General features: G+C 68.4%; 19 protein-coding genes and 1 pseudogene. All 20 read right to left on the reverse strand.

Going from position 1 to position 25,598, the window contains the following annotated elements:
* Nucleotide 1: 1 nt before the first annotated feature.
* On the reverse strand, nucleotides 2–2,716 hold the full coding sequence (locus tag RTW82_RS07310) for a molybdopterin-dependent oxidoreductase (protein WP_316924695.1): 2,715 nt from the start codon (nucleotides 2,714–2,716) through the stop codon (nucleotides 2–4).
* Nucleotides 2,717–2,829: 113 nt separating this feature from the next.
* A pseudogene (locus RTW82_RS07315) lies at nucleotides 2,830–4,029 on the reverse strand (NAD(P)/FAD-dependent oxidoreductase); the annotation flags it as partial.
* Between the two features lie 263 nt (nucleotides 4,030–4,292).
* Entirely contained in the window at nucleotides 4,293–5,963 is a 1,671-nt protein-coding gene (locus RTW82_RS07320; RefSeq protein ID WP_316924696.1) for a bifunctional protein-serine/threonine kinase/phosphatase, read from the reverse strand.
* A gap of 5 nt (nucleotides 5,964–5,968) precedes the next feature.
* A complete protein-coding gene (locus RTW82_RS07325) occupies nucleotides 5,969–7,180 on the reverse strand; it encodes a nitrate/nitrite transporter (protein ID WP_316924697.1) in 1,212 nt (403 codons plus the stop codon).
* Nucleotides 7,181–7,653: 473 nt separating this feature from the next.
* A complete protein-coding gene (locus RTW82_RS07330; protein WP_021220305.1) occupies nucleotides 7,654–8,097 on the reverse strand; it encodes a thioesterase family protein in 444 nt (147 codons plus the stop codon).
* A gap of 105 nt (nucleotides 8,098–8,202) precedes the next feature.
* Nucleotides 8,203–8,889 carry a polysaccharide lyase family 7 protein gene (locus RTW82_RS07335; RefSeq protein WP_316924698.1) on the reverse strand — a complete coding sequence of 229 codons (687 nt, stop codon included), beginning with the start codon at nucleotides 8,887–8,889 and terminating at the stop codon, nucleotides 8,203–8,205.
* A 191-nt stretch (nucleotides 8,890–9,080) separates the two neighbouring features.
* Nucleotides 9,081–9,449, reverse strand: a complete 369-nt coding sequence (locus RTW82_RS07340; RefSeq protein ID WP_316924699.1) for a VOC family protein — start codon at nucleotides 9,447–9,449, stop codon at nucleotides 9,081–9,083.
* Nucleotides 9,450–9,536: 87 nt separating this feature from the next.
* Nucleotides 9,537–10,226, reverse strand: coding sequence for a YafY family protein (locus RTW82_RS07345; RefSeq protein WP_316924700.1), 690 nt, complete (start codon nucleotides 10,224–10,226; stop codon nucleotides 9,537–9,539).
* A gap of 13 nt (nucleotides 10,227–10,239) precedes the next feature.
* Nucleotides 10,240–11,130 carry an alpha/beta hydrolase gene (locus RTW82_RS07350; protein WP_316924701.1) on the reverse strand — a complete coding sequence of 297 codons (891 nt, stop codon included), beginning with the start codon at nucleotides 11,128–11,130 and terminating at the stop codon, nucleotides 10,240–10,242.
* A 115-nt stretch (nucleotides 11,131–11,245) separates the two neighbouring features.
* Entirely contained in the window at nucleotides 11,246–12,475 is a 1,230-nt protein-coding gene (gene alaC / locus RTW82_RS07355) for an alanine transaminase (RefSeq protein WP_111261299.1), read from the reverse strand.
* A gap of 386 nt (nucleotides 12,476–12,861) precedes the next feature.
* A complete protein-coding gene (locus tag RTW82_RS07360) occupies nucleotides 12,862–13,965 on the reverse strand; it encodes a polysaccharide lyase family 7 protein (RefSeq protein ID WP_316924702.1) in 1,104 nt (367 codons plus the stop codon).
* A gap of 193 nt (nucleotides 13,966–14,158) precedes the next feature.
* A complete protein-coding gene (locus tag RTW82_RS07365) occupies nucleotides 14,159–15,514 on the reverse strand; it encodes a pyridoxal phosphate-dependent decarboxylase family protein (protein ID WP_316924703.1) in 1,356 nt (451 codons plus the stop codon).
* A 152-nt stretch (nucleotides 15,515–15,666) separates the two neighbouring features.
* Nucleotides 15,667–16,245, reverse strand: coding sequence for an ANTAR domain-containing response regulator (locus RTW82_RS07370; RefSeq protein ID WP_043247199.1), 579 nt, complete (start codon nucleotides 16,243–16,245; stop codon nucleotides 15,667–15,669).
* A 15-nt stretch (nucleotides 16,246–16,260) separates the two neighbouring features.
* Nucleotides 16,261–17,475 (reverse strand): CmpA/NrtA family ABC transporter substrate-binding protein, encoded by a 1,215-nt coding sequence (locus tag RTW82_RS07375; protein WP_316924704.1) that lies wholly within the window; start codon nucleotides 17,473–17,475, stop codon nucleotides 16,261–16,263.
* A 192-nt stretch (nucleotides 17,476–17,667) separates the two neighbouring features.
* Entirely contained in the window at nucleotides 17,668–17,880 is a 213-nt protein-coding gene (locus RTW82_RS07380; RefSeq protein WP_263402244.1) for a YgdI/YgdR family lipoprotein, read from the reverse strand.
* A 614-nt stretch (nucleotides 17,881–18,494) separates the two neighbouring features.
* Nucleotides 18,495–21,557 (reverse strand): efflux RND transporter permease subunit, encoded by a 3,063-nt coding sequence (locus RTW82_RS07385; protein ID WP_316924705.1) that lies wholly within the window; start codon nucleotides 21,555–21,557, stop codon nucleotides 18,495–18,497.
* The gene (locus tag RTW82_RS07390) at nucleotides 21,554–22,573 is read right to left on the reverse strand and encodes an efflux RND transporter periplasmic adaptor subunit (RefSeq protein WP_316924706.1); all 1,020 of its coding nucleotides are present in this window, start codon (nucleotides 22,571–22,573) and stop codon (nucleotides 21,554–21,556) included. Before RTW82_RS07390 ends, RTW82_RS07385 begins: the two co-directional genes overlap by 4 nt.
* 546 nt (nucleotides 22,574–23,119) lie before the next feature.
* On the reverse strand, nucleotides 23,120–23,899 hold the full coding sequence (locus RTW82_RS07395) for an ABC transporter permease (protein WP_021217959.1): 780 nt from the start codon (nucleotides 23,897–23,899) through the stop codon (nucleotides 23,120–23,122).
* Nucleotides 23,896–24,828 carry an ABC transporter ATP-binding protein gene (locus tag RTW82_RS07400; protein ID WP_316924707.1) on the reverse strand — a complete coding sequence of 311 codons (933 nt, stop codon included), beginning with the start codon at nucleotides 24,826–24,828 and terminating at the stop codon, nucleotides 23,896–23,898. Before RTW82_RS07400 ends, RTW82_RS07395 begins: the two co-directional genes overlap by 4 nt.
* An 85-nt stretch (nucleotides 24,829–24,913) precedes the next feature.
* Nucleotides 24,914–25,534 (reverse strand): glutathione S-transferase family protein, encoded by a 621-nt coding sequence (locus RTW82_RS07405; protein WP_184488775.1) that lies wholly within the window; start codon nucleotides 25,532–25,534, stop codon nucleotides 24,914–24,916.
* Nucleotides 25,535–25,598: the final 64 nt, after the last annotated feature.

Below are 25,598 nucleotides of genomic sequence, written 5' to 3' on the forward strand. Positions count from 1 at the left end.
CTCAGGCATTCACTGCGGTCGGCATCGGTTGCGCCGCCAGCATTCTCTTGATTTCCGGTACGCAGGAGCCGCAACGCGTGCCGCACCCCAATGCTTCTTTCAGCCCAGCCAGGTCCAGCCCCTGGGCGATGCCCGCCTGCACGGCCTGCAGGCTGACGTTCATGCAGTTGCACAGGGTGCGATTGGCGCCGGCCGCCGCACTGGCACCCGGTGGTGTGCTCAGGGGGGCCAGCAGCCAGCGCCGCAGTTCCGTGTCCACGCGGCCCTCCTGCCACAGGCTCTTCAGCCAGCCCCATGCGGCGGTTTCACCCGCCAGGCGCAGCGCAGTGATGCGCCCCTGCTCGATACGCACGCGCTTGCCCACCGCGCGCTGCGGGTCGTCGTAGCTCATCACCGTCCCCTGATCCAGTTGCAGCAGGCGGTCGATGCGCAGCAGCAGCGCTGCATCCGGTGCCTGCCCGTGGGCCGCGCGCAGCACCAGGGCAGGGCGCTCACGCCCGACCAGGGCCAGGTTGGCGTAGGTGAAGGCCTCGCACAGCGGTCGGAGGGCTTCGAAGCGCGCCTGCACATCACCCTCCACCAGCACGAAGAGTTGCCAGGGCAGCTCCACCCGCTCCACCTCCACGCCCGCATGCTTGAGTTCCGGCTGCTTCGAGAGCGGATCGTAGGCCGGGGTGGTCAGCACGTTGACGCCCAGCCCCTTGAGGAAGCGATCGCCCCAATGCATCGGCAGGAAGGCCTGGCCGGGTGGCAACGAGTCATCGCTCTTGACCGGCACCACCAGCTCGCCGCGCCGGCTCTTCACCCGCACCAATTGGTCGTCCTTGAGCTGGCGGCGGCGCATCTCCGCCGGGTGCAGCCCCAGTTGCGCCTGCTCCACGTGGCCGAACAGCTGGGCGGCGGTGCCGGTGCGGCTCATACCATGCCACTGGTCGCGCAGGCGTCCTGTGTTCAGGGTCAATGGGTAGCGCAGTTCGCGACGCTCCTGGGGGGCGAGGTAAGGGGCGGCGACGAACTGTGCCCGGCCACTCGGCGTGGGGAAGCGGCCGTCGCCATAGAGGCGCGCGGTGCCTTGTTGGGCGCCAGCGGGGTAGGGCCACTGCTGCGGGCCCTGGGTGTCGATCAGGCCGTAGCCGATGCCGGTCAGGTCCAGGTCGCGGCCGGCGGTGAGCGGCTTGTACTCCTCGAACAGCGCTTCGGGGCCGTCGAAATCGAATAGGCTGGGCTGGCCGGGGCGCAGGTGGTGTTCCAGGCGCCGGGCGAAGTCGCAGGCGATGGCCCAATCGGGGCGCGCCTCGCCCGGTGCCGGCACGGCCGGGCGCACATGGCTGATGCGCCGCTCGGAGTTGGTCACGGTGCCTTCCTTCTCGCCCCAGCTGGCGGCGGGCAGCAGCAGGTCGGCATGGCGGCAGGTCTCGGTGGTGAAGAAGGCTTCCTGCACGACCACGAAGGGGCAGGCAGCCAGTGCCGCGTGCACCCGCTGCTGATCGGGGAGGGACTGGGCCGGGTTGGTGCAGACGATCCACAGCGCCTTGATACGCCCGTCGCCCACGGCATCGAACAGGTCGATGGCCGACAGCCCCGGTGTTTCCGGCAGACGCTCGACGCCCCAGTAGGCCGCCACCTCGGCGCGGTGCTCGGCATTGCCCGCCTCGCGGTGGCCCGGCAGCAGGTTCGACAGGCTGCCGGTTTCGCGGCCGCCCATGGCGTTGGGCTGGCCGGTGAGGGAGAAGGGCCCGGCGCCGACGCGGCCGATCTGCCCGGTGGCCAGGTGCAGGTTGATCAGTGCGCTGTTCTTGGCGCTGCCGGCGCTGGACTGGTTCAGGCCCATGCACCAGAGCGAGAGGAAGCTCGGCGTGCGGCCGATCCACTCGGCGCAGCGCAGCAGGTCGGCGCTGTCGATGCCGCACAGCTCGGCCACCCGCGCCGGGCCGAAGTCGCGCACGCGCTCCTTGAGCGCATCGAAGCCTTCGGTGTGGCGCTCGATGAAGCGCCGGTCCACCCAGCCCTCCCAGAGCAGGATGTGGAGGATGCCGTGGAACAGCGCCACATCGCTGCCCGGGGTGATCGCCAGGTGCAGGTCGGCCAGCTCGCAGGTGTCGGTGCGGCGCGGGTCGACCACGATCAGGCGCATGTCCGGGCGCTTGGCCTTGGCCTCTTCCAGGCGTCGGAACAGCACCGGGTGGGCGAAGGCCATGTTGCTGCCGGCGATCAGCACGCAGTCGCTCTGCTCGATATCCTCGTAGGAGCAGGGCGGCGCGTCGGCACCCAGGCTGCGCTTGTAGCCGACCACGGCGGAGGACATGCACAGCCGCGAATTGCTGTCGATGTTGTGGGTGCCCACCAGGGCGCGGGCCAGCTTGTTGAAGGCGTAGTAGTCCTCGGTCAGCAACTGGCCCGAGACATAGAAGGCGACGCTGTCCGGCCCGTGCTCGGCGATGGTTTCGGCGAAGCGCGCGGCGGCGTGGTCCAGGGCGCTGTCCCAGTCTGTGCGGCTGCGTGCCAGGCCCTTGCCCAGGCGCAGCTCCGGGTACAGCGCGCGGGCCTGGAGGTCGCCGGTCAGGTGCAGGGTGGAGCCCTTGCTGCACAGGCGGCCGAAGTTGGCCGGGTGCGCCGGGTCACCGGCGACACCGAGGATGCGCGCGTCGTCGTGCTCGATCAGCACGCCGCAGCCGACGCCGCAGTAGCAGCAGGTGGAGGCGGTGGTCCGATTCATGACGAAGGTTCCTGTGAAGGGGGTCAGGCGCTTTGCAGCAGGCGCACGGGAATGCGCGCCGGCTCGGCGCAACGGGGTTCGGCCGCTGGCTCGGTGCTCTCGGCTGCCAGGGTCTCGCCGAAAATCAGGCGGTCACGCAGGTGGCGGATGTCGGTGCGTGCCTGCACCTGGCGGAAGTACCAGCCGCCGTCAGCGGTGTCGCCGAACAGGCAGGCACCCACCAGCACGCCGTCCTTGATCACCAGCTTCTTGTAGATGCCGTCGAGGGGGTTGGAGAGGGTGATGCTTTCGGTGCCTTCGCCGCCCATGAAGTCGCCGGCGGAGAACAGGTCGATGCCGGTGACCTTGAGCTTGGTGGAGACCACCGAGCCCTGGTAGCGGGCGAAGCCGAGCTGGGCCAGGTGGTTGGCGCAGACGCCGGCCTGGTCGAACAGCGGTGCCACCAGGCCGTAGGCGATGCCCCGGTGGCTGGCGCATTCGCCGATGGCATAGATGCGCGGGTCGTTGGTCTGCAGGGTGTCGCTGACCAGGATGCCGCGGTTGCAGGGCAGGCCGGCGCGTTCGGCCAGGGCGACGTTGGGGCGGATGCCGGCGGCCATCACCACCAGGTCGGCGGCGATCACCTCGCCGCCCTGGAACTGCACCGCGCAGACCCGGCCCTCGCCGTTGTCCAGCAACTCCTCGGTGTGGGTGCCCAGGCGGAAGCGGATGCCGCGAGCCTCCAGCGCTTCCTGCAGCAACTGCCCGGCGCTGCGGTCCAGCTGGCGGTCCAGCAGCCAGTCGGCGAGGTGCACCACGGTCACCTGCATGCCGCGCTGGCGCAGGCCGTTGGCCGCCTCCAGGCCGAGCAGGCCGCCGCCGATCACCACCGCGTGGCTGTGGCTGCGGGCGGTGTCGATCATCTGCCGGGTATCGGCGATGTCGCGGTAGCCGATCACGCCCTGCAGGCGGTTGCCCGGCACCGGCAGGATGAAGGGCGAGGAGCCTGTGGCGATCACCAGGCGATCGTAGGCGGCCTCGGTGCCGTCGTCGGCGATCACCAGGCGGCGGCGCCGGTCGATCTTCACCACGCTGCGGTTGAGCAGCAGGCGGATGCCGTGCCCGGCGTACCACTCCAGGTCGTTGAGGACGATGTCCTCGAAGGCCTGCTCGCCCGCCAGCACCGGTGACAGCATGATGCGGTTGTAGTTGGGGTGCGGCTCGGCGCCGAACACCGTGATGTCGTAGAGATCCGGGGCGAGCTTGAGCAGCTCCTCCAGGGTGCGCACTCCGGCCATGCCGTTGCCGATCATCACCAGCCTGGGTCTGTTCATGGGCGAGGCTCCTGCATGAATTCCGGGCAAACAAAAAAGGCGTCCCGCTGTTGCCAGCAGGACGCCTTTGTCCAAGTCCCGTTCTATCGGGAAAGTGCCATCTCTACGTTGAGGTGGGCGCTTTTTGTAGATTGTGATGGAGCCATTGCAGGGCTTGTGCCAACTCCGCCTGGCCCCGCTTTCCGTGGCTCCGGCGGGCCTTTGCGAGGCACGCCGGAGGCTCTGCTGCACCGCTTCGGGGCGGCTTGCCCGGCATCGGTGCGTCAGCCGTGCAGGCAGAGCACCAGCAGCGCCAGGTTGGCCAGCAACGACAGCAGGGCGATACCGCGCCAGACCTTCAGCGGCTCGCGCTCCAGCAGTGGGCGCGGCTTGCTCGCCAGCGCCTTGCGCTCGCCCTGTTCCAGGGCCAGCAGCCATTCCTCCGCCGTCTCGAAGCGTTGCCCGGGGTCGCTGGCCAGGGCGCGGCCGAGGCATTCGTCGAGCCAGGCGGGCAGGTCCGGGCGGTAGCGGCTGGCGGGCGTCGGCGTGCCGAAGCGCGGGTGCTGGAAGGCCTCGATCTCGCCGAAGGGGTAGTGCCCGGTGAGCAGTTGATAGAGGGTGACGCCCGCCCCGTAGATATCCTGCTGCGCGGACGGTTGTGCCCCGTCGAAGGCTTCGGGGGCGATGTAGCTGGGCGTGCCCGGCAGGCTGTGGGCCTCGTCCTGGGACAGGCCCGGACAATAGGCCAGGCCGAAGTCCAGCAGGCGCAGCTCGCCGTCCTCGCCGAGCAGCAGGTTCTCCGGCTTGATGTCGCGGTGCAGGATGTTGCGCCGGTGCAGCATGCCCAGGGCCCTGACCAGGCGCGGGGCGAGGTCCAGCCACTCGGTCAGCGCCAGCGGCCCGGCCTGGCGCAGCCGTTCGGCCAGGGTCTGCCCCGGGTACTCGCGCTGCAGGTAGTACAGGTGCTGGCGCTGTGGCAGTGGGTGCACCTCGGCGAAGTGGCGCCCGGCCACGCGGCGCAGGAACCATTCCTCCTGCAGCAGCGCCGGCCCGGCCGTGGGCTCGTCGTGGCGCGCGGGCGGCAGGGTCTTCAGCAGCCAGGGTTGGCCGGCGTCGTCGAGTACGCGGTAGAGCAGCGACTGGCGCGACTCGGCCAGCAGCCCCTGCACCCACCAGCCCTCGAACAGCTGGCCCGGGCGCAGCTCCGGTGGCAGCGGCCAATCATCCAGTTGCGCCAGGGCATCGGCCAGGCCGCTGGGGGGCAGGCCGTCGACCCGCACCAGCAGCGCGCTGGCGTTGTCCTGCCCGCCGGCCAGGTGCGCGGCGGCGACCAGGGCGCGGCTGGCCGCCTCGGGCTCGGGTTCGTCCTGGAGGATGCGCAGGATGCCGGCATCGCCCAGCACCGCCCAGATGCCATCGCTGACCAGGAGGAAGTGCTCGTCCTCCTGCAGCTCGCCGTCCAGGTAATCCACCACCAGGTGCTGGTCCAGCCCCAGCGCGCGCTTGAGCACGTGCTGCATGCCGGGCTGGTCCCAGACGTGGTCCTCGCTGAGGCGGTCGAGCTGCTCGCCGCGCCAGCGGTAGGCGCGGCAGTCGCCGACATGGGCGAGGGTGAAGCGCCGGCCACGCAGCACCAGGGCGGTGAGGGTGGTCAGCAGCGGCTGGCCGCCGCCGTTGGCCTGCAGCCAGCGGTTGTGGGCCAGCAGCAGGCGGTCGAGGGATTGCGCCACCGCCCAGGTTTCCGGCGTGGCGTAGTAGTCCAGCGCCAGCGCCTGCAGGGTGGCGCGCGCGGCCAGGCCGCCGTCGGCGCACTGGCTGACGCCATCGGCCAGGGCGAACAGGTAGCCCTTGCTGGCGGCCAGGGCCGGTGCGGGCGTCACCACCCGCAGGGCGTCCTGGTTCTCGCTGCGCGGGCCGATGGCGCTGGCCTCGCCGAAGCTCAGTTGCAGCCCCATGGCGCTCAGACGCGCGCCGCGGTGACGGCCGCCGAGCCCCAGGTGGTGCGCCAGCGCAGCTTCACGCCGTAGAGGCCGAACCAGGCCAGCACGCCGAGGCTGGCGAACAGCCACAGGCCCAGCTGGTAGTCGCCGGTGTGCTGCTTGATGGCGCCCAGGCCCGCGGTGAGGCAGAAGCCGCCGATGCCGCCGGCCATGCCGATGAGCCCGGTCATCACGCCCATTTCCTTGTGGAAGCGCTGCGGCACCAGCTGGAACACCGCGCCGTTGCCGGCGCCGAGGCTGAGCATGGCCACCACGAACAGGGCCAGGGCAGCAGTGGCGCTTGAGATGTGGAAGCCCACGGCGGCGATGCAGATGGCGGCCAGGGTGTAGACCACCAGCAGGGTGCGGATGCCGCCGATGCGGTCGGCGAAGGCGCCGCCCAGGGGGCGCATCAGGCTGCCGGCGAAGACGCAGGCGGCGGTGTAGTAGCCGGCGGTCACCGGCTCAAGGCCGTACTGGTCGTGGAAGTAGCCGGGCAGGGTGCTGGCCAGGCCGAGGAAGCCGCCGAAGGTGACGCTGTAGAAGAACATGAACCACCAGCTGTCGCGGTCGCCCAGAGCCTTCATGTAGTCGGCGAGGGATTTCGGCGCCGGGCGGTTGGGGGCATTGCGCGCGGCCAGGGCGAAGATCGCCAGGGTCAGCACCAGCGGGATCAGCGCCAGGCCGAACACGTTGTTCCAGCCGAACAGCGCGGCTAGCCCTGGAGCGAACAGCGCCGCCAGCACGGTGCCGGAGTTACCGGCCCCGGCGATGCCCAGCGCCTTGCCCTGGTGCTGCGGCGGGTACCACTGCGAGGCCAGCGGCAGGGCCACGGCGAAGGAGGCCCCGGCGAAGCCGAGGAACAGGCCCAGCAGCAGCGCCTGCTCGTAGCTGTGGATGCCCAGTTGCCAGGCGGTGAACAGCGCGGCGATCACCACCACCTGGCCGAACAGCCCGGTGGATTTCGGTGAGGTACGGTCGGCCAGCAGGCCCAGCAGGAAGCGCAGCACGGCCCCGGCGAGGATGGGCGTGGCGACCATCATGGCGCGCTGCTGGGTGGTCAGCTGCAGGTCAGCGGCGATCTGCACGCCCAGCGGGCCGAGCACGTACCAGACCATGAAGCTCAGGTCGAAATAGAGAAATGCGGCGAACAGGGTGGGGGCGTGGCCGGCCTTCCAGAAACTCGTAGTCATCGAACACCTCATCTGCGTCAGGGGGCCGGGAGGGCGCGCCGCGGGACAGCCCCGGCGGTCGCACCCTCCCGGAACACGTCGCGCTCGTGGCGCTTCGTGCCACGGCCTTGGCCGTGGCTGGGTAGGGTGGGTCGCATGCGGGCGCCCGGATCACGGCACGCCAGCCGCCCCATCGCTGGGGCCGGAACGAAAAAAGCGCCGCGCACTGGCTGCATTTCTGCGCAGTGACGCGACGCCTTTGTCGTTCAGTCGGGCAACCGCCGTTGGCTACCTGTGGAGGGGGTGGAGCAAGAGACGGGCCAAGGAGCGAGACCGATGCCGCCGGACGGGGCAAGTGCCTGATTTACCTGGCCTCGGTCGGTGCGGGGGAGGCGCCGAGCAGTGGGCCGGCCGGCACGGCCTGGGGCTGGCGCCGGTGCAAAAGGGGGCGCGCTGTCGCGCCCGTGCACCGGGGCGGAGCTGCGGGGGCGGGTTCAGTCCAGCCAGTTGACCTTGGGGAAGGTGCTGCGGAACTTCTCCGGCATCTCCACCACCTTCGACGCGTGGTAGTCGAAGAACACGAAGCCGGACTTGGCCATGGCCACCAGCTTGCCGTCGGCCGGGCGGGTGATGCGGAAGGTGATGTCGCCGCCGTAGCGGTTGAAGTCCATCACGCCTACCTCGAACAGCAGCTGGTCGCGGGCATGGGCCTCGGCGCGGTAGGTGGTGGCCAGGTCGGTGACGATGATGCCGGTGCCGTCGCCCTCGGTCTCGGTGATGCCGAAGTCGAAGAGGAAGCGCGCGCGGGCCTCGGAGATCATCGAGATCATCGAGTCGTTGCCCAGGTGGTTGGCGCCATTGATGTCGGTGACCCGCACGGTCAGGTGGGTGGAGTAGCAGAACTGGTCTTCGGGGAAGTTCAGGGTCAGGCGGGCCATCGGGGTGCAAACCTCGTACGTCGGTAGGGAAGGGGCCGTGGCAACGGCGGGCGGATTCTACCCGCGCCGCCGCCGCTATGTGGCCATTCGCCGACTGAATGAGGCTCAGCGGTGCAGGCCGTTGAGCCAGTAGAAGGTCACCCGGCCGCCTTCGTTGCTCGGGCCGCTGTTGTCCTGGATATAGGCGCCGGCCTTGAAATAGAGCTGCTGGTTGCCCCAGTAGCCGCTCAGCTGGCGGAACAGGCCGCCGTCATCGCCCTTGCTGGTGACGGTAATGCCCAGGCGCCCGCTGGGGGTGAGGCGCAGGTCGTAGCCGAAGCGCTCGCCCAGGTCGACGTTCTCGGCCAGCAGGATGTTCTCCACCTCCTTGTCGCCGGGGCGCTTGCGCAGCAGGGCCTCGAGGCGGCCGGTGCCGTCCTTGTAGTGGTACTGCAGCTTCAGCAGCGGGTCGTTCTCGCTGCCGGCTTCGTCCTTGCTGTGGATCTGCCCGATGATGATCTTGTTCTTGCTCGGCACCTGCTGCACCGAGAGCACGGCGCTCAGGTAGTTGTCGGCGCTCTGGTAGTTCCAGTAGCTCAGGGTGCCGTCGGCCTGGGTTTCGCGCAGTTCGCTGCGCGGGTAGCGGGCGTCCTCGCTGGTGCTGCCGGTGACGGGGACCCAGAAGGTCACCGAGCCGTCGTCGTTGCGGCGGAAATACTGGCTTTCGTAACCGTTGTTGAGCCGCTGCGTGGTGATGAGCGTGGCGGATTCGTGGGTGGGGATGTCGAGTTTCCAGGTGCTGAGATCTATCACGGGCGGTCCTTGGTGCCGGGTGGAATAAGCCCCTGTTCGGACCGGCCTGATCCTGGAAGTTCAGCGAGGTTCCCGTTGGGCGACGAAGTGCATGTTCGCCAGCGGGAAAAGAAGCACGGTGCCACCCGCCGGGCGGTGCCGGACCGCCCGCCTCGTGGCCGCCCGGCCAAGGGCAGGCGGCCGGCAACCCCTTACAGCGTCAGGCGGTAGACCCGCAGGCGGTGGCCGTCGGGGTCGATGCCGCTGAAGGTGTAGCCGAAGTCCATGGCCTCCGGCGCCTGGACGATCTCCACGCCCTGTTCCCGCCAGAGCCGATGCAGGCGATGCACGTCGTCGTCGCTGTCGACGTGGAAGCACAGCTCGCCGCCACCACCCGGCACCGTGGTGGCCGGCTTCACGCCGCCGCGGGCCCAGAGGCCGAGCTTGAAGCCGTTGTCGAAGACGAACAGGGCGAAGCCCGGGCTGTGCTCGACGGTCTCGCGCGCCAGCAGGCGCCGATAGAAAGCGGCACTGCGCACGGGGTCGTCGACGTACAGGTTGAGCAGGTTGGGGGCGATCATGGGATGGGTCTCCGATGCGGAGCGACGGGCGTCGTCACTCGATGCGCGCAGGCTAGGCCCACCCCCTGTCAGTTTCTGGCAGCAGCCTCACTGCTCGTCGATGCCGTGCAGCTCGCGCCACGCTCGCAGCAGCACCTGGCGCCGCCGTGGGTAGCGTTGGCCCAGGTCGAGCAGGTCGTCCACCCGGTCCAGGCGGAAGTGGCGCATGCCCTGGCGCAGCTCGCACCAGGCGGCCAGCACCCGGGTCTGCTCGAAGTAGCCCAGGGCGAACGGCCAGACCACCCGCTGCGACGCCTGGCCCTCGGCGTCGCGGTAATCGAGCTGCACGCGGTGTTCCCGGCGGATGACCTCGCGTACCTGTTCCAGCAGCGCATCGGGGATATCGCTGGCCGGTGCCGGGCCGATCAGCAGGGTGCTGGTCTCCAGTTCCTCGCGCAGGGCCGGGGGCAGTACCGCGCCGACCTTGGCCAGCACATCACGCGCTGCATCCATCAGCTGGCGGTCGCCCCGGCGGCTGACCCAGCGCATGCCGAGCACCAGGGCCTCGATCTCGCCCAGGGAGAACATCAGCGGCGGCAGCTCGAAGCCGGGCCGCAGCACATAGCCGAGCCCGGCGCCCCCTTCGATATTGGCGCCCTGCTGCTGGAGGGTGGCGATGTCGCGGTAGAGGGTGCGCAGGCTGATGCCCAGTTCGGAGGCCAGGGCATGCCCGGCGACGGGGTAGCGGTGGCGGCGGAGGATCTGCAGCAGGTCGAGCAGGCGCTGGCTTCGGGACATGGCGGTCGCCCGTTCAGAGACGCAGCAGCCCGACGCTGCGCAGGAAGCGCTCGACGTCGGCGGTGTAGCCGTTGTCCTGGCCGAGTTCGTGGTTGATCTGCCGGTGCGACATGTCCACGCCCATGACCTCGACGCGCTTGCCCAGCTCGCGCCCCTTGGCGGCGAAGCCACGGGCCTGGGGGCAGGCATCGTCGCGGCGGGTGGAACACACCGCCAGCAGCGGTGCGCCGGCCTGCTCCAGGCGCAGGGTGGGGGAGGCGGCGCGCCAGGTGGCGGGATCGTCGCCGAAGGCGCGGTCATAGAGCTTCAGGTGCGGGCCGCGCATCACCGTCTCGACGTTGAAGGCGGCGCTGTCCAGCGCCACGGTGCCGATCCATGGGCGCGCGCCCTGCTGGGCGGCGATCTCCGGGGCGGCGTCGATCAGCGCCACCAGGTGTGCGCCGGCGGAGTGGCCCATCAGCACGAAGCGCGCCGGGTCGGCCTGCCAGCCGCTGGCCAGTTGCTGGGCCTGGGCCAGGGCGCGGGCCACGTCGTCGGCCTGGGCCAGCGGCGGGGTGTCGGGGAGCATGCGGTAGTTGGTGGAGACCAGCACCACGCCCTGGGGCACCCAGCGCAGGGCCTTGTTCAGGGCGACGCTGCCGTTGTCCTTGTCGCCATTGGCCCAGCCACCGCCGTGAACCATGAAGATCACCGGAGCGGGCACGCGCGGCGCCACCTTGGGCAGGTAGACGTCGAAGCGCTGGCGCTCGTCGTTGCCATAGGCGACATCGCGCTGCACGCGGATGCCGGCCCCGTCGAGCTGGCGGGCTTCGCGGCGCTCCTGGAGCAGGCCGGCACTGGCGGTCTGCAGGCTGAGGGCGCCGAGCAGGGCGGCGCAGAGGAACAGCAGGCGGCTGGGCTTCATCGTTGGGTCCTTCGCTGATGGGCCGGGACGACGCCCGGTACAGCCTTGATACGCCGCTGGGGCACGAACCCCTGCGCGGGAATGAAAACGGCGCCCCGTGGGGCGCCGCTGCCTGTCACTCGGCCTTGCGAGGCTTGCCCGGCTGGATCAGCCCATCGGCCCTGAACATCGCCTTGATGCCACGGATGGCCTGGCGGATGCGGTCCTGGTTCTCGATCAGGGCGAAGCGCACGTGGTCGTCGCCGTATTCGCCGAAGCCGATGCCGGGGGAGACGCAGACCTTGGCCTCGGCCAGCAGCTTCTTGGCGAACTCCAGGGAGCCGAGGTGGGCGTAGGGCTCGGGGATCTTCGCCCAGATGTACATCGAGGCCTTGGGGTTCTCGACCATCCAGCCGGCCTCGTGCAGGCCCTTGACCAGCATGTTGCGGCGCTGGCGGTACTGCTCGGCGATGTCGCGCACGCACTGCTGGTCGCCTTCCAGCGCGGCGATGGCGGCCACCTGCAGCGGGGTGAAGGTGCCGTAGTCGTGGTAGCTCTTGATCCGCGCCAGGGCGCTGACCAGCTCCGGGTTGCCGACCATGAAGCCGATGCGCCAGCCCGCCATGTTGTAGCTCTTGGACAGGGTGAAGAACTCCACCGCGATGTCCTTGGCGCCGGGCACCTGCATGATCGAGGGGGCCTTCCAGCCGTCGTAGACGATGTCGGCGTAGGCCAGGTCGTGGATCACCAGCACGTCGTACTGCTTGGCCAGGGCCACCACGCGTTCGAAGAAGTCCAGCTCCACGCACTGCGCGGTGGGGTTGGAGGGGAAGCCGATGATCATCATCTTCGGCTTGGGGATGGACTCGCGGATGGCGCGCTCCATCTCGGCGAAGAAGTCCACGCCGGGCACCAGCGGCACCGAGCGCACCTGGGCGCCGGCGATCACCGCGCCGTAGATGTGGATCGGGTAGCTGGGGTTGGGCACCAGCACCGTGTCGCCGTGGTCCAGGGTGGCCAGCATCAGGTGCGCGAGGCCTTCCTTGGAGCCGATGGTGACGATGGCTTCGCTTTCCGGGTCGATCTCCACGTCATAGCGGTCCTTGTACCAGCGCGAGATGGCGCGGCGCAGGCGGGGAATACCGCGGGAGGTGGAGTATCCGTGGGTGTCTTCGCGCTGGGCGACCTGCACCAGCTTCTCGACGATGTGCGGCGGGGTGGCCCCATCGGGGTTGCCCATGGACAGGTCGATGATGTCCTCGCCACGACGGCGCGCGGCCATCTTGAGTTCGGCGGTGATGTTGAAGACGTAGGGGGGGAGACGATCGATGCGCGCGAAACGGCGCGGAGAACGCGTGTCAGCCATGCTTTCCTCGGATACGTAAGCGCCCGGAACCGTCCGAGCGACGTTGGCCACATGGGTGGCCTGGCGGCGAAGATAAGCGCAGCGGTGGGGCGTTGTCGAGAAAAATCCGAGGCGTTGCGGGGCGTTTTCTTTCAGGGCGAATGGGTGTGCCAATCAGCCTCAGCCTGCACGGGATACCCCGGGGCGTAGGGTGGATGCCGCTCTTTGCATCCACCAGCGGTGCCGACCCGGGCGCTGTTGCGGTGGGCCGGTACAGGCTCCACCGCAACGAATTCCAGTGGGTAGGGTGGATGCCGCTCTTTGCATCCACCCGCAGTGCCGACCTGGGCGCCGGTGCGGTGGACCGGTGAAGCGTGGTCCACCCTACGATTGCCCGGCGTGCGGCGTTACTGAGGGATGAGAATCGAGAACTTCTTGTGGTGGGTGCTGCCGTTGACGTCACGCACCTGGGCCACGAACCAGTGGGCGGTGGCGGAGGCGGTGCCGGCTTCCGGGGTGCCGCTGACCAGGCCGTCGGCGGCCAGCGTCAGGCCGGCCGGCGGGTGGCCGCTGACCAGCTTCCAGGTGGCGCCGCCGAGGCCGCCGGTGCTGTAGAGCTGGGTCTGGTAGGCCTGGCCGACACGGGCGTTGGGCAGGGCGGCGGGGCTGTTGACGAAGAGGCCGTCGTTGGGGTGGCTGGCGGCCAGGCGGTAGAACTTAACCCGCGCGCCTTCGGTGGCGCTGTCGCCGTGCATGTGCAGGTAGGCACCGGCCTTGAAGTAGAAGGTCTCGCTGTTCCACGCCGGGTCCATCGCCATGGTCGCCACGGCCCCGCCGTTGGCCGAGGCCATGGCGACGTTGTTGCTGACCTTCATCTGGTAGCTGAAGGTCTCGCCCAGGGCGATGTCGGTGGCCAGCACGTGGTTGGTGTAGGGCAGGCCCTGCTCCGGCAGGCCCTGCAGCTTGGCGATGACGCGGCCGGTCTTCTTGGCGAAGTCGTAGCGGTAGTAGAGGAGGATCAGCGGCGCGCTGCCGTAGCCGTGCACCTGGCCGACGATGACCAGGCCGTCGCTGGGCACCTGCATGACCTTGAGCAGGGCGTCCTGCACCGATTCACCGGCGCCGCTCCAGGTCAGCCCGAGGTTGCTCGGGTCGAGCATCTCGCGCAGTTCCGAGCGCGGGCTGCTGGAGCCCCCGGCGGTGGCGCCGTTGACCGGCGTCCAGAAGCTCAGGGAGCCGTCGCCCGCGTCGGTGCGGAACCAGCGCGACTGGTAGCCGTCGGGCCCGCTGAGCTGGTCGGGGCGTACGGTGACGGCCTTGCCCTCGGTGCCGCCTTCGGCGTCCTGGGGCACGGTGATGTTCCAGTTCTCCAGGGCGAAGTTGCCGCCCGGGGCGACGCCCTTGTAGAGCTCGGCCTGGGCCTCGCCCAGCAGCAGGCAGCCGAACAGGCCGAGCCAATAGGCACCGCGATGGCGGTGGGACGTAGAGTGGAGCGATTGGAACCTGTGCATGCCTTGCATCCTCGTTGTCGGGCCGCACTCCGCTCGAGACCGCTCTCCTTCGACGCGTACGTGCCTTCCCTGCGCTTGTATAGGGCCTGCCGCATGGCAGGCCTTTCACAGACTCGTCGCCTTCAAGGAAGGTTCTGCCGCTGCGTTGCGGCGGCGACCGGTGGCGTACTGGCACCGGGGCATTGCACAGGGCTCAAGGGCGGGTTTCGGCCTTGAGGCGGATCAGCAGTTCGGCGAGGCGTTCGATATCGGCGTCCGTGGTGCGCCACGAGGAAACGCTTAGGCGGAAGGCCGGGCGCCCCTGCCACAGGGTGGGGCCGAACCATACGTCGCCCGAGGCCTGGGCGGCGAGGCGGATGGCCAGGGTCTGCTCGTCGTTGTCGGCGCGCACCAGCACCTGGTTGAGCACCACGCGGTTGAGCACCTGGTAGCCGGCGCCGCGCAGGCGTTCGGCAAGGTGGCCGGCCTGGCGCAGGTGGCGGTCGATCAGCTCGCGCAGGCCGTCGCGCCCGAGGCTGGCCAGGGCCGCCCAGATGGGCACGCCCCGGGCGCGGCGGGAGAACTCCAGGTTGAGGTTCTTCTGCGCATCGCGGGAGGCGCTGGCGTAGGCGGCGTCGCTGTTCATCGCCGTGGCCAGGGCCTCGGCGTCGCGGCAGATGGCCATGGCGCCGTCGTAGGGGGTGTTCAGCCACTTGTGGCCATCGGTGGTCCAGCTGTCGGCCCGCTCGACCCCCTCGGTGAGCGCGGCGGCGGAGCTGGCCCGGGCCCAGAGGCCGAAGGCGCCGTCCACATGCACCCAGGCGCCGGCGGCGTGGGCACGGGGGATGAGTTCGGCGAAGGGGTCGAACTCGCCACCGTTCACCTCGCCGGCCTGCAGGCAGAGCACCGTCATGTCGTCCAGCGGCGGCAGCTGCGCCGGGTCGATGCGGCCCAGTTCGTCGACGGGCGCTACCAGCAGGCGGTTGATGCCGAAGCCGAGGATGCGCAGGGCCTTCTTCACCGTGATGTGCACGCTGGCGGAGACCACCACGCGCACCTCGGGCGCACCCATCAGGCCGTCGCCGTCGAAGTCCCAGCCCTTGCGTGCGAGCAGGGCACGGCGCGCGGCGCTGAGGCAGGCCAGGGTGCAGGCGGTGGCACTGGTGCCGAAGCCGACGGCGCTTTCAGCAGGCAGGCGGAGGCTCTCCAGCACCCAGCGCGCGGCGGCCTTCTCGATGCGGTCGGCGGCGGGGGAGTTGTCGAAGGATGAGGCGCACTGGTCCCAGGCCAGCACCAGGCGCTCGGCCGCGGCGGCGGCGGGCAGGGTGGCGCCGATGACGAAGCCGAAGTAGCGCCCGCCGTTGGAGGCGGTGGTGGCGGGGGAGCCCAGCTCGTCCAGCAACTGCAGCGCCTGCGGGGCGGGCAGGCCCTGGGTGGGCAGGGGGCCGTCGAAGCCGGCCAGGGCGGCGATGGCCTCGGCGTCGGGAAATACGCGGCGCCCGGGGATGCCGTCGAAGTAGGCGAGGGCGCGGCGGTCGGCGTCTTCGAGGAGCTGGCGTTCGGTGTCCATGGGCGTGTCCGGGCGGTGGCTGCGATGGGCTTACCTTAGCCGTTGCCACGGCGGGCCAGCAGATACACGCCACGCCGGCGATGGCCGTACAGTCGCGGTCGGCGGACCCCGGACAGCAGAACAGTTACAACTCCCACCCGTACAGTTGCCCCTCAGTGCCCGAGCATGTCGTGCATCGCGATGATCTGCTCGGCCACCTGTATGAGCTTCTGCTGGCGGCTCATGGCCTGGCGGCGCATCAGCGTATAGGCGTCTTCCTCGTTGCAGTTCTTCATCTTCATCAGCAACCCCTTGGCCAGTTCCACGCGCTTGCGCTCGGCCAGTTGCTGCTCGCGGGCGTTGAGCTGCGCGCGCAGGGCCTGGTCGCTTTCGAAGCGGGCCATGGCGACGTCGAGGATGGGTTGCAGGCGCTGGGCGTGGATGCCCTCGACTATGTAGGCGCTGACGCCGGCCTGGATGGCCTGGCGCATCACGCCCGGGTCGTGCTCGTCGGTGAACATGACGATGGGGCGGGGCTGGTCGCGGCTGACCAGCACCACCTGTTCCATGACGTCGCGGCCGGGGGATTCGGTGTCGATGAGGACCACATCGGGGCGCACGGCCTCGACCCGTGCGGGCAGGTCGATGGTCAGCCCGGATTCGTCGATGACCTCGAAGCCGGCCTCGACCAGGGCGGCGCGCAGGCGGCCGACTTTCTTTGCGGTGTCGTTGATCAGAAGGATGCGCAGCATAGGGTGGCCGTCCGGTTACAGGGCGAGGGCGGAAGACGTGCCGGCGAGGGCGTGCAGGCGGAAGCCGCGTGCGTAGCCGGCCGGGTCGCTGCCATCCCAGGTGATGCCGTCCATCAGCGTGGCACTGCGCATTTCGGCGGGCGCTTCGATGCCGAGGGCTGCGGCGGCCTGGCGGTAGAGGTCGAGGCGCTGCACCTGGCGGGCGACGCCGAGGTAGTCCGGGTCATCACGCAGCAGGCCCCAGCGGCGGAACTGGGTCATGAACCAGATGCCGTCGGAGAGGTAGGGCAGGTTGACCCGGCCGCCGTCGAAGAAGCGCAGCGGATGGTCGTCTTCCCAGGCGTTGCCGAGGCCGTCGCGGTAGTGGCCGAGAAAGCGTGGCTCGATGGCACTCAGGGGCGCGTCGATGTACTCGGCGCCGCTGATCAACTGGGCGGTGCTGCGGCGGTTTTCCAGGCTCTGCTCGATGAAGCGGCTGGCTTCGAGCACCGCCATGGTCAGCGCGCGGGCGGTGTTCGGGTAGGCGTCGGCGAAGGCGGCGGTGACGCCGAGGACCTTCTCCGGGTGGTCGGGCCAGATCATCTGGCTGGTGGCGAGGGTGAAGCCCTGGCCCTGCTCCACCGCGAGCGCGCCCCAGGGGCCGCCGGCGCAGAAGCCGTCGATGCGTGCGGCCTGAAGGTGGGCGACCATCTGCGAAGGCGGCACCACCACGCTGCTGACGTCGTGCAGCGGATGGATGCCCTGGGCGGCCAGCCAATAGGCCAGCCACATGGCGTGGGTGCCGGTGGGGAAGGTCTGGGCGAAGGTCAGCCGTGCACCGCCTTGGCGCACATGGGCGGCCAGTGCCTCGGCAGTGGTCACGCCCGCGCGCCGTAACGGTTCGGAGAGGTTGATGGCCTGGCCGTTCTGGCACAGGCCCATGAGGATGGCCATGTCGGTGGCGCTGCCGCCGATGCCCAGGTGGATGCCGTAGACCTGGCCGTAGAGGGCCTGGGCGGCGTCCAGCTCGCCGGACAGCAGCTTGTCGCGCAGGGTGGCCCAGGAAGCCTGGCGCTTGAGGTTGAGGGTGAGCCCATAGGGCTGGGCGAAGCCCTGGGTGGCGGCGACGATCAGCGAGGCGGAGTCGGTGAGGGCCATGAAGCCGAGGTCCAGCGTGCTCTTTTCAGGTGCGTCGCTGCCGGCGACCCAGGCCAGGTTGTCGGTACGTGTGTGCAGTCGGTTGTCGCTCATGCTGTCGCCTTCCCATCAACAAAAAGGCGTCGCCACGGCGGATCGCGGGGTGCGATGGCCGATGACGACGCCATTGTCCGGTGGCCCGCTCCGCCGTTGGAGCGGGCCTGATGCCTTGGGCAAAGCAAGCGATGTGCCAGGGGCAGAAAGCAAAGCCCCCGCCGGAGCGGGGGCTGGGTGGAGCGGGGCGGATCAGCGTTCGATGATCTGCTTCACCTGGGTCTGCGGGATCTGCTGCTTGCGGCCTTCACTGTCTTCGAACTCGAGCATGCCGGTGTCTTCATCCAGCTGCGGCTTGCCGTCGCTGGTGAGCATCTGGCCGTCGGTGGTGTTGATCAGATACTCGCTGGAGCAGCCGGCCAGGCCGACCAGGCAGAGGGCGATGAGAATCCAGTGCTTCTTCATGGTGGTACTCCTTGGAATGAGCGGTTGGGCGCTTCTCCTTGGAACATAGCCGCTGGCGGTGGGCTGGCAAGGTGGGGGAGGGTGAATTCGTGGTGTGCGGCACGGTTCGGCGAGGTGGCTTTTCTTCGGTTCGGTTTTCGGTTCGACGGATCTGGGGCAGCGAAGCGTTTCGCGAATGAATTGGCTCTGTCTGCGTTAGCTGTTGTGGTTTTGATGCAAGCGCTCAAGCACGGCCATTTCCGGGCGCCCAAGGGTTCGTGCCACCTCCACCGCATGGGTTTCGCTTCGCTCTACACCATCCTACGAAAGCTCCGAACGCAGTCGTTGCGCCGGGGGACGAGCGGCATGGATGCCGCGAGAGGCGCGCCAGGCCATGGATGGCCCATCGCGCCGGCCCCCAGAGCAACGATGGAGTGAGGGAACCCCGGCGAAGCCGGGGCCGGATGATGGGGCTGCGTTTTTGGTTCCTTTTTTGGCGACTGAAAAATGGGACTCGCCCGGGTGGGCGAAACCAGAAACATCACCAGAGCTCGGCAATCAGCTGGACTCAAATCCTCTAGCAACACTTAATGCAGACAGAGCCAATGAATTCGCCCCTACAAGCCCATGGGGCATCACGCCAGCGCCGCCTCCTCCAGGCGCATCGGCCGCCATTGGCGCAGCTTGCGGTACAGGGTCGGCACCACGAACAGGGTGAAGAAGGTGCCCACCAGCAGGCCGCCGGCGATCACCATGCCGATCTGCTGGCGGCTTTCCGCGCCGGCACCGGTGGCAATGGCCAGGGGCAGCGAGCCGAGGACCATGGCGCCGGTGGTCATGAGGATCGGCCGCAGGCGTTGCACCGAGGCTTCCATCACCGCCTCGTCCAGGCTGCGGCCCTCGCGCAGCAGCTGGTTGGCGAATTCGACGATAAGGATGCCGTGCTTGGTGATCAGGCCGATGAGCGTGACCATGCCCACCTGGGAATAGATGTTCAGGGTGCCACCGAACAGCTCCAGGGCGAGCAAGGCGCCGGCGATGGAGAGCGGCACGCTGAAAAGGATGATCAGCGGGTCGACGAAGCTTTCGAACTGCGCCGCCAGCACCAGGTAAATGAACACCAGGGCCAGGGCGAAGGTCAGCGCCACCCCGGCGCTGGATTCCTTGAAGTCGCGGGAAGTGCCGGTGTAGTCGAACTGGGTCTCCGGCGGCATCACCTCGCGGGCCACGCGCTCCAGGTGGGTCAGCGCCTCGCCCAGGGTGTAGCCGCTGCCGACGTTGGCGCTGAGGGTCACCGCGCGCAGCTGGTTGAAGTGGTTGAGCTCGCGCGGCGCCACCGTCTCCTTCACCTCGATCAGGTTGGAGAGCTGCACCATGCTGTCGTCGCGGCCGCGCACGTACACGCGGTTGAGGTCGTCGGGGTTGCTGCGGTCGACGTTGGCCAGCTGCACCAGCACGTCGTACTGCTCGCCGTTCTGCTTGAAGCGGGTCACCTGGCGGCTGCCGAACAGGCTCTCCAGGCTGCGGCCGATGGTGGCGACGTCGGTGCCCACCGCCGTGGCCTGCTCGCGGTTGACCGTGACCTTGAGCTGCGGGGTGTTGAGCTTGAGGTCGGTGTCGATGCTCTCCAGCCCCGGGTAGTCGCGGATGCGCTCCAGCAGCCTGTCCACATACTGCTGCAGCTCGGCGTATTCCAGGGACGAGCGGATGACGAAGTTCACCGGCTGGTTGCGCGCGCTCTGCCCCAGCGGCGGGCGGTTGACCGGGAAGGCGCGCACGCCGGGGATGTCCTGCAGCTTGGGCAGGAGCTCGTCGCGGATCTCGAACTGGCTGCGGCTGCGCTTGTCCCAGTCCTCCAGCTTCATGAACGACAGGCCCTGGGCCACCGTGGGGAAGCCCACCACCACCATGTAGCGGTTGGTCTCGGGGATGGATTTGTAGGCGTCCTCGAGCATCTTCGCGTAGCGGCTGGTGTACTGCAGGGTGGCGCCGTCCGGACCATTGAGGGTGCCGACTATGGTGCCGGTGTCTTCGGTGGGCGCCAGCTCGCTGCGCAGGCCGGTGAACATCCAGGCGCACAGCAGCAACACGCCGACCAGGAAGATGGCGATCAGCACCCAGGCCCGCAGCACCCGCTCCAGCAGGTGGCGGTAGCTGTAGGTGAGGCCATTGAGGAAGCCTTCGATCAGGTTGTAGACGCGGCCGTGGCGATGGTCGGGCCGGTGCGGCTTGAGCAGTTGGCCGCACATCATCGGCGACAGGGTCAGGGCGACGAAGCCGGAAACCAGCACGGCGCCGGCCAGGGTCCAGGAGAACTCGGTGAACAGCTTGCCCGAGGTGCCCTGCATGAAGCCGATGGGCGCATAGACGGCGGCCAGGGTCAGGGTCATGCCGATCACCGCGAAGGCGATCTCGCGGCTGCCCTTGAAGGCCGCCTGCACCGGCGACAGGCCCGCCTCGATATGCCGGTGGATGTTCTCCAGCACCACGATGGCGTCGTCCACCACCAGGCCGATGGCCAGGACCATCGCCAGCAGCGTGAGGGTGTTGACCGTGAAGCCCATCAGCGCCATCAGCGCGCAGGCGCCGATCAGGGACACCGGGATGGTCACCAGCGGGATCAGCGTCGCCCGCAGCGAGCGCAGGAACAGGAAGATGATCAGCACCACCAGCACCACCGCCTCCCAGATGGTGGCGTAGACGTTGGAGATGGATTCGCGGATGAACAGCGAGTTGTCGTTGGCGATGGCCATCTGCATGCCCTCGGGCAGCAGCTCGCGCACATCCGGCAACGCGGCGTTGAGGCCGTCGGAAATCTCCAGCGGGTTGGCCGTGGCCTGGCGCACCAGGCCGAGGGACACCGCCGGGCGGCCGTTGAAGCGCACCAGCGAGCGCTCGTCGGCGGCGCCGATCTCGGCATGGCCCACGTCGGACAGACGCAGCAGGTAGCCACGGCGGTCGTCGATGATCAGGTCGTTGAATTCCTCGGGGGTCTTCAGGTCGGTTTCCGAGAGCACGCTGAACTCGCGCTGCACAGACTCGATGCGCCCGGCGGGAATCTCCACGTTCTGCCGGCGCAGGGCGTCTTCCACGTCCTGCACGGTGAGGTCGTGGGCGGCGAGCTTCTCCGGGTCGAGCCAGATGCGCATGGCGTAGGTGCGCGCGCCGCGGATCTGCACCTCGGAGACGCCGGGGATGGTCTGCAGGCGGTCCTGCACCACCCGCTCCAGCACGTCGGTGATCTCCATCGCCGAGTGCTGCTCGCTGTAGAAGGCAATCCACACCACCGGCTGGGCGTCGGCCTCGACCTTCTGCACCAACGGCTCGTCGATCTCGGTGGGCAGCAGGCCGCGTACCCGGCCGAGGCGGTCGCGCACGTCATTGGCCGCTTCATCGGCGTCGGTGCCAAGGCGGAACTGCGCGGTGATCTGGGTGTTCTCGGAGCGGCTGATGGAGGACACGAAGTCCAGCCCCTCGATGCCCGAGAGCACATCCTCGATGGGCTGGGCCACCTGGGATTCCATGATCTCCGGGCTGGCGCCGGGGTAGATGACGTTGACCGTGACGATGGGCACGTCGATGTTCGGGTACTCGCGCACCGTCAGGCGCTGGTAGGCCATCAGCCCCAGCAGCACCACCACCAGGGAGAGGACGGTGGCGAATACCGGGCGGCGGATGCACAGGTCGGACAGGGTCATAGCTCACCCCGCGCCACGCTGCGCACCTCCTGCCCGGGCCCGGCCTTCTGCCAGCCCGCGGTGATCACCTGCTCGTTGCCCTGCAGGCCTTCGCGCACCTCGGCCTTGCCGCGCTGGCGCTGGCCGATGCGGATCTGCCGGCGCTCCACCTTGCCGTCCACGACTATAGCGACGAACAGCTGCTGGCCCACGGGGATCACCGCTTCCTCGGGGATCAGCAGCGCGTCGGGGCGCTCTTCGAGGATGACCGAAACCTTGACGAACTGGCCAGGCTTGAGGCGGTGGTCGGCGTTGCCGATCTGCGCGCGGATGGCCTGGCTGCGACCGACTTCGTCCAGGCGCGGGTTGAGGGCGATGATGCGGCCACGGAAGCGCTCACCCAGGTAAGCATCGACGCTGATCTCCACGGTTTGCCCGACATGCACCTGGGCCACGGCCTTCTGCGGCACGCGGAAGTCCACCTTGAGCGGGTCGAGCACCTCCAGGTTGACGATGTCCTGGCCGGGGCTGAGGTAGTCGCCGGTGCTCACCTGGCGCAGGCCGAGGAAGCCGTCGTAGGGCGCGCGGATCTGGGTCTTGTCGAGGCGCGCCTGGGCCAGGGCCAGGCTGGCACGGGCGGCTTGTTGCTGGGACTGCGCCTCGTCCTGGGCCTGGGCATTGCTGGCGCCGCGTTTGAACAGCATCTGTGCGCGCTGGTAGCTCTTCTCCGCCAGCTCCAGGTTGGCCCGGGCCTGGTCCAGCTCGGCACGGGCGATGGCGTCGTCGAGGCTGACCAACAGGTCGCCGCCCTTCACTTGCTGCCCTTCCTTGAAATGCAGGCGCGCCAGGCGCCCTTCGATCTCCGGGCGGATGGTCACCGACTCGTCGGAGCGCAACGAGCCGAAGGTCACCAGCTCATCCCGCACCAGCGCCCGCTGGGGCTCGGCCACCTCCACCAGCGGCGGAGTGGCGGCGAAGGCCGGACAGGCGAGCAATCCACACAGCAGCAACGGCCAGGCGCGGCGACGAGCGATCATCAACAGCCTCTTTTCGAGTCGTTCTTGTCGGAAATGAAAAAGTCTACCGAGAGTATCGGCAGAGTTTTGTCAGGGGCACGTAAAGATAGATGCAGTCTGTGACGCTTTGTATCGGAGTGGGTGCAATTCGGAGGCGGGCCAGCGGTTTCAACCGCGATGCCCGGTACGGGCCTTTATTCGCGAGTAAAAATCCACGTTCTTAGAACGTGCTTTGCTTTTGGCCCCCTAGAAGGGGCGCAATCAGACCTTGGAGCAAGCAGCCGCCGCTCACTTCGGACGTAGGGTGTGCTGCGCGCACCTCGGACTCGCCGGAAGCACCGCGCGGAGGTGCGCACGGCACACCCTACGACACGCGTTCATCCTGCAGGGCTATCAATTCAAATCGTCACAGGCAGAACCGATGACCACGCCCTAAGGACGTGGTTTTCCAAGTTCAAATGAATTCGCTCCCATGACAGAGCAATGCCATCCAGCCCCCGCCATTCAAGGTTCGCGAGCAGAGCTCGCTCCTACGGCTGGAGCACCCTTGCCCTCATCAGCGATGCCTCACTGGCGCATGCCCCGGCCGCTCACCAGCAGGCGGATGCAGGCGATGTAGAGGATCACCGTGGTCAGGGTCATCAGGCCGATGGCGATGCCGATGTTGATGTCGGAGACACCGAGGATGCCGTAACGGAAGGCGTTGACCATGTGCAGGATGGGGTTGGCCAGGGACACCGTCTGCCAGAACGGCGGCAGCAGGCTGATGGAGTAGAACACCCCGCCCAGGTAGGTCAGCGGCGTCAGCACGAAGGTCGGGACGATGGAGATGTCGTCGAAGTTGCGCGCATACACCGCGTTGATGAAGCCACCCAGGGAGAAGGTGGTGGCGGTCAGCAGCACCACCAGCACGGTCACGCCCAGGTGGTGCACCTGCAGCTTGGTGAAGAACAGCGACAGCAGGGTCACGATCACCCCCACCGCCAGGCCGCGCAGCACGCCGCCGATGGTGTAGCCGAGGAGGATGGTGTGCGGCGAGACCGGCGACACCAGCAGCTCCTCCACCGAACGCTGGAACTTGCTGCCGAAGAAGCTGGAGACCACGTTGCTATACGAGTTGGTGATCACCGACATCATGATCAGCCCCGGCACGATGTACTCCATGTAGCTGAAGCCGCCCATGTCGCCGATCTGCCGGCCGATCAGGTTGCCGAAGATCACGAAGTACAGGGCCATGGTGATGCCCGGGGGCAGCAGGGTTTGCGGCCAGATGCGGGTGAAGCGGCGGACTTCGCGGTAGACGATGGTGTTGAGGGCGACCAGGTTGGCGCGCAGTTCGGAACTCATACGGCCACCTTCGACAGGTTCTTCTCGACCAAGGACACGAACAGCTCCTCCAGGCGGTTGGTCTTGTTGCGCAGGCTGATCACATCGATGTTCAGCGCCGAGAGCTGGCGGAACAGCTCGGTGATGCCCTGGCTCTTGTCCACCTGCACCTCCAGGGTGTGGTGGTCCACCAGGCGCGCCGGGTAGCCGGCGAGCTGCGGCAGGCTGGCCAGGGAATCCTTGAGGTCGAGCAGGAAGGTCTCCACGTGCAGCTTCTTCAGCAGCGACTTCATGCTGGTGTTCTCGACGATGGTGCCGTGGTCGATGATGCCGATGTTGCGGCACAGCTGCTCGGCCTCCTCGAGGTAGTGGGTGGTGAGGATGATGGTGATGCCCTGGGCATTGAGCCCGGTGAGGAAGCTCCACATCGAGCGGCGCAGCTCGATGTCGACGCCGGCGGTGGGCTCGTCGAGGATCAGCAGGCGCGGCTCGTGGATCAGCGCGCGGGCGATCATCAGGCGCCGCTTCATGCCGCCGGACAGCTCGCGGGAGGCGGAGTCGCGCTTCTCCCACAGGCCCAGCTGGGTGAGGTACTGCTCGGCGCGCTCCTTGGCGATCTTCGCCGGGATGCCGTAGTAGCCGGCCTGGGTCACGACTATGTCGAAGACCTTCTCGAACTGGTTGAAGTTGAACTCCTGGGGCACCACGCCGAGGCAGCGCTTGAGCGCGTAGGGCGAGGTGTCGAGGTCGTTGCCGAAGACATTGACCGTGCCGCTGGTCTTGTTCACCAGGGTGGAGAGGATGCCGATGGTGGTGGACTTGCCGGCGCCGTTGGGGCCCAACAGTGCGAAGAAATCGCCTTCGGCCACTTCCAGGTCGATGCCCTTGAGGGCCTGGAAGCCGTTGCCGTAGGTCTTGGTCAGCTGCCGGATGGACAGAGCAGATGTCATGACGTGCCTTTGTGCAAATAGATGGAAATTCGTCTTGATGGCTGCAAACGCAACCATCAAGCCGCTTGATGGGTTGAGCCTAGCATCAGGTCAGGGCGGTCATCACCGCCTTGCGGTAGGCCGGGCGCTCCTTGAGGCGGCCGTACCAGGCCTCCAGGGCCGGCAGCTCGGGGCGCTGGATGGGCATCTCGAACCAGGCATAGATGAAGCTGCCCAGGGGGATGTCACCCATGGCGAAATGGTCGCCGGAGAGGAATGGCTGCTCGGCCAGGGCCCGCTCGGGCATCGCCAGCAGCTCGCTGCAACGGGCCAGGGCGGCGGCGATCTTCGCCGGGTCGCGTTCCGCCGGCGGCGTACGCAGGGTGCCCCAGAACAGGTCGCGAAACACCGGGGCGAAGGCCGAGGTGGTCCAGTCCATCCACTTGTCGCCCCGGGCACGCAGCACCGGGTCTTCAGGGTAGAGACGGCCCGCGGCATAACGCGCGGCCAGGTAGCGGACGATGGCGTTGGACTCCCAGAGCACCAGCTCGCCATCCTCGATCAGCGGCACCAGGCCGTTGGGGTTCCTGGCCCGGTACTCGGGGTCGTTGACCAGGCCGAAGGCGCCTCCGGCATCGATCGCCTCGAAGGCGATGCCAGCCTCTTCGGCGGCCCAGAGCGCCTTTCTCACATTGGACGAATTCTTGCGGCCCCAGATCTTCAGCATCTGTGATTGTCCTGACTTTTCTTGAGGCGTCGATTCTAGAGGCAAATCCCCCCACCCTGGCCAA

The sequence above is a fragment of the Pseudomonas sp. zfem005 genome (assembly GCF_032621735.1).
Taxonomy (GTDB): domain Bacteria; phylum Pseudomonadota; class Gammaproteobacteria; order Pseudomonadales; family Pseudomonadaceae; genus Metapseudomonas; species Metapseudomonas solani.

Coding starts and splice junctions, on each gene's coding strand:
- RTW82_RS07310 (WP_316924695.1), bottom strand. CDS start 2,716: ATGAATCGGACCACCGCCTCCACCTGCTGCTACTGCGGCGTCGGCTGC.
- RTW82_RS07320 (WP_316924696.1), bottom strand. CDS start 5,963: ATGGGGCTGCAACTGAGCTTCGGCGAGGCCAGCGCCATCGGCCCGCGC.
- RTW82_RS07325 (WP_316924697.1), bottom strand. CDS start 7,180: ATGACTACGAGTTTCTGGAAGGCCGGCCACGCCCCCACCCTGTTCGCC.
- RTW82_RS07330 (WP_021220305.1), bottom strand. CDS start 8,097: ATGGCCCGCCTGACCCTGAACTTCCCCGAAGACCAGTTCTGCTACTCC.
- RTW82_RS07340 (WP_316924699.1), bottom strand. CDS start 9,449: ATGATCGCCCCCAACCTGCTCAACCTGTACGTCGACGACCCCGTGCGC.
- RTW82_RS07345 (WP_316924700.1), bottom strand. CDS start 10,226: ATGTCCCGAAGCCAGCGCCTGCTCGACCTGCTGCAGATCCTCCGCCGC.
- RTW82_RS07350 (WP_316924701.1), bottom strand. CDS start 11,130: ATGAAGCCCAGCCGCCTGCTGTTCCTCTGCGCCGCCCTGCTCGGCGCC.
- alaC (WP_111261299.1), bottom strand. CDS start 12,475: ATGGCTGACACGCGTTCTCCGCGCCGTTTCGCGCGCATCGATCGTCTC.
- RTW82_RS07360 (WP_316924702.1), bottom strand. CDS start 13,965: ATGCACAGGTTCCAATCGCTCCACTCTACGTCCCACCGCCATCGCGGT.
- RTW82_RS07365 (WP_316924703.1), bottom strand. CDS start 15,514: ATGGACACCGAACGCCAGCTCCTCGAAGACGCCGACCGCCGCGCCCTC.
- RTW82_RS07370 (WP_043247199.1), bottom strand. CDS start 16,245: ATGCTGCGCATCCTTCTGATCAACGACACCGCAAAGAAAGTCGGCCGC.
- RTW82_RS07375 (WP_316924704.1), bottom strand. CDS start 17,475: ATGAGCGACAACCGACTGCACACACGTACCGACAACCTGGCCTGGGTC.
- RTW82_RS07380 (WP_263402244.1), bottom strand. CDS start 17,880: ATGAAGAAGCACTGGATTCTCATCGCCCTCTGCCTGGTCGGCCTGGCC.
- RTW82_RS07385 (WP_316924705.1), bottom strand. CDS start 21,557: ATGACCCTGTCCGACCTGTGCATCCGCCGCCCGGTATTCGCCACCGTC.
- RTW82_RS07390 (WP_316924706.1), bottom strand. CDS start 22,573: ATGATCGCTCGTCGCCGCGCCTGGCCGTTGCTGCTGTGTGGATTGCTC.
- RTW82_RS07395 (WP_021217959.1), bottom strand. CDS start 23,899: ATGAGTTCCGAACTGCGCGCCAACCTGGTCGCCCTCAACACCATCGTC.
- RTW82_RS07400 (WP_316924707.1), bottom strand. CDS start 24,828: ATGACATCTGCTCTGTCCATCCGGCAGCTGACCAAGACCTACGGCAAC.
- RTW82_RS07405 (WP_184488775.1), bottom strand. CDS start 25,534: ATGCTGAAGATCTGGGGCCGCAAGAATTCGTCCAATGTGAGAAAGGCG.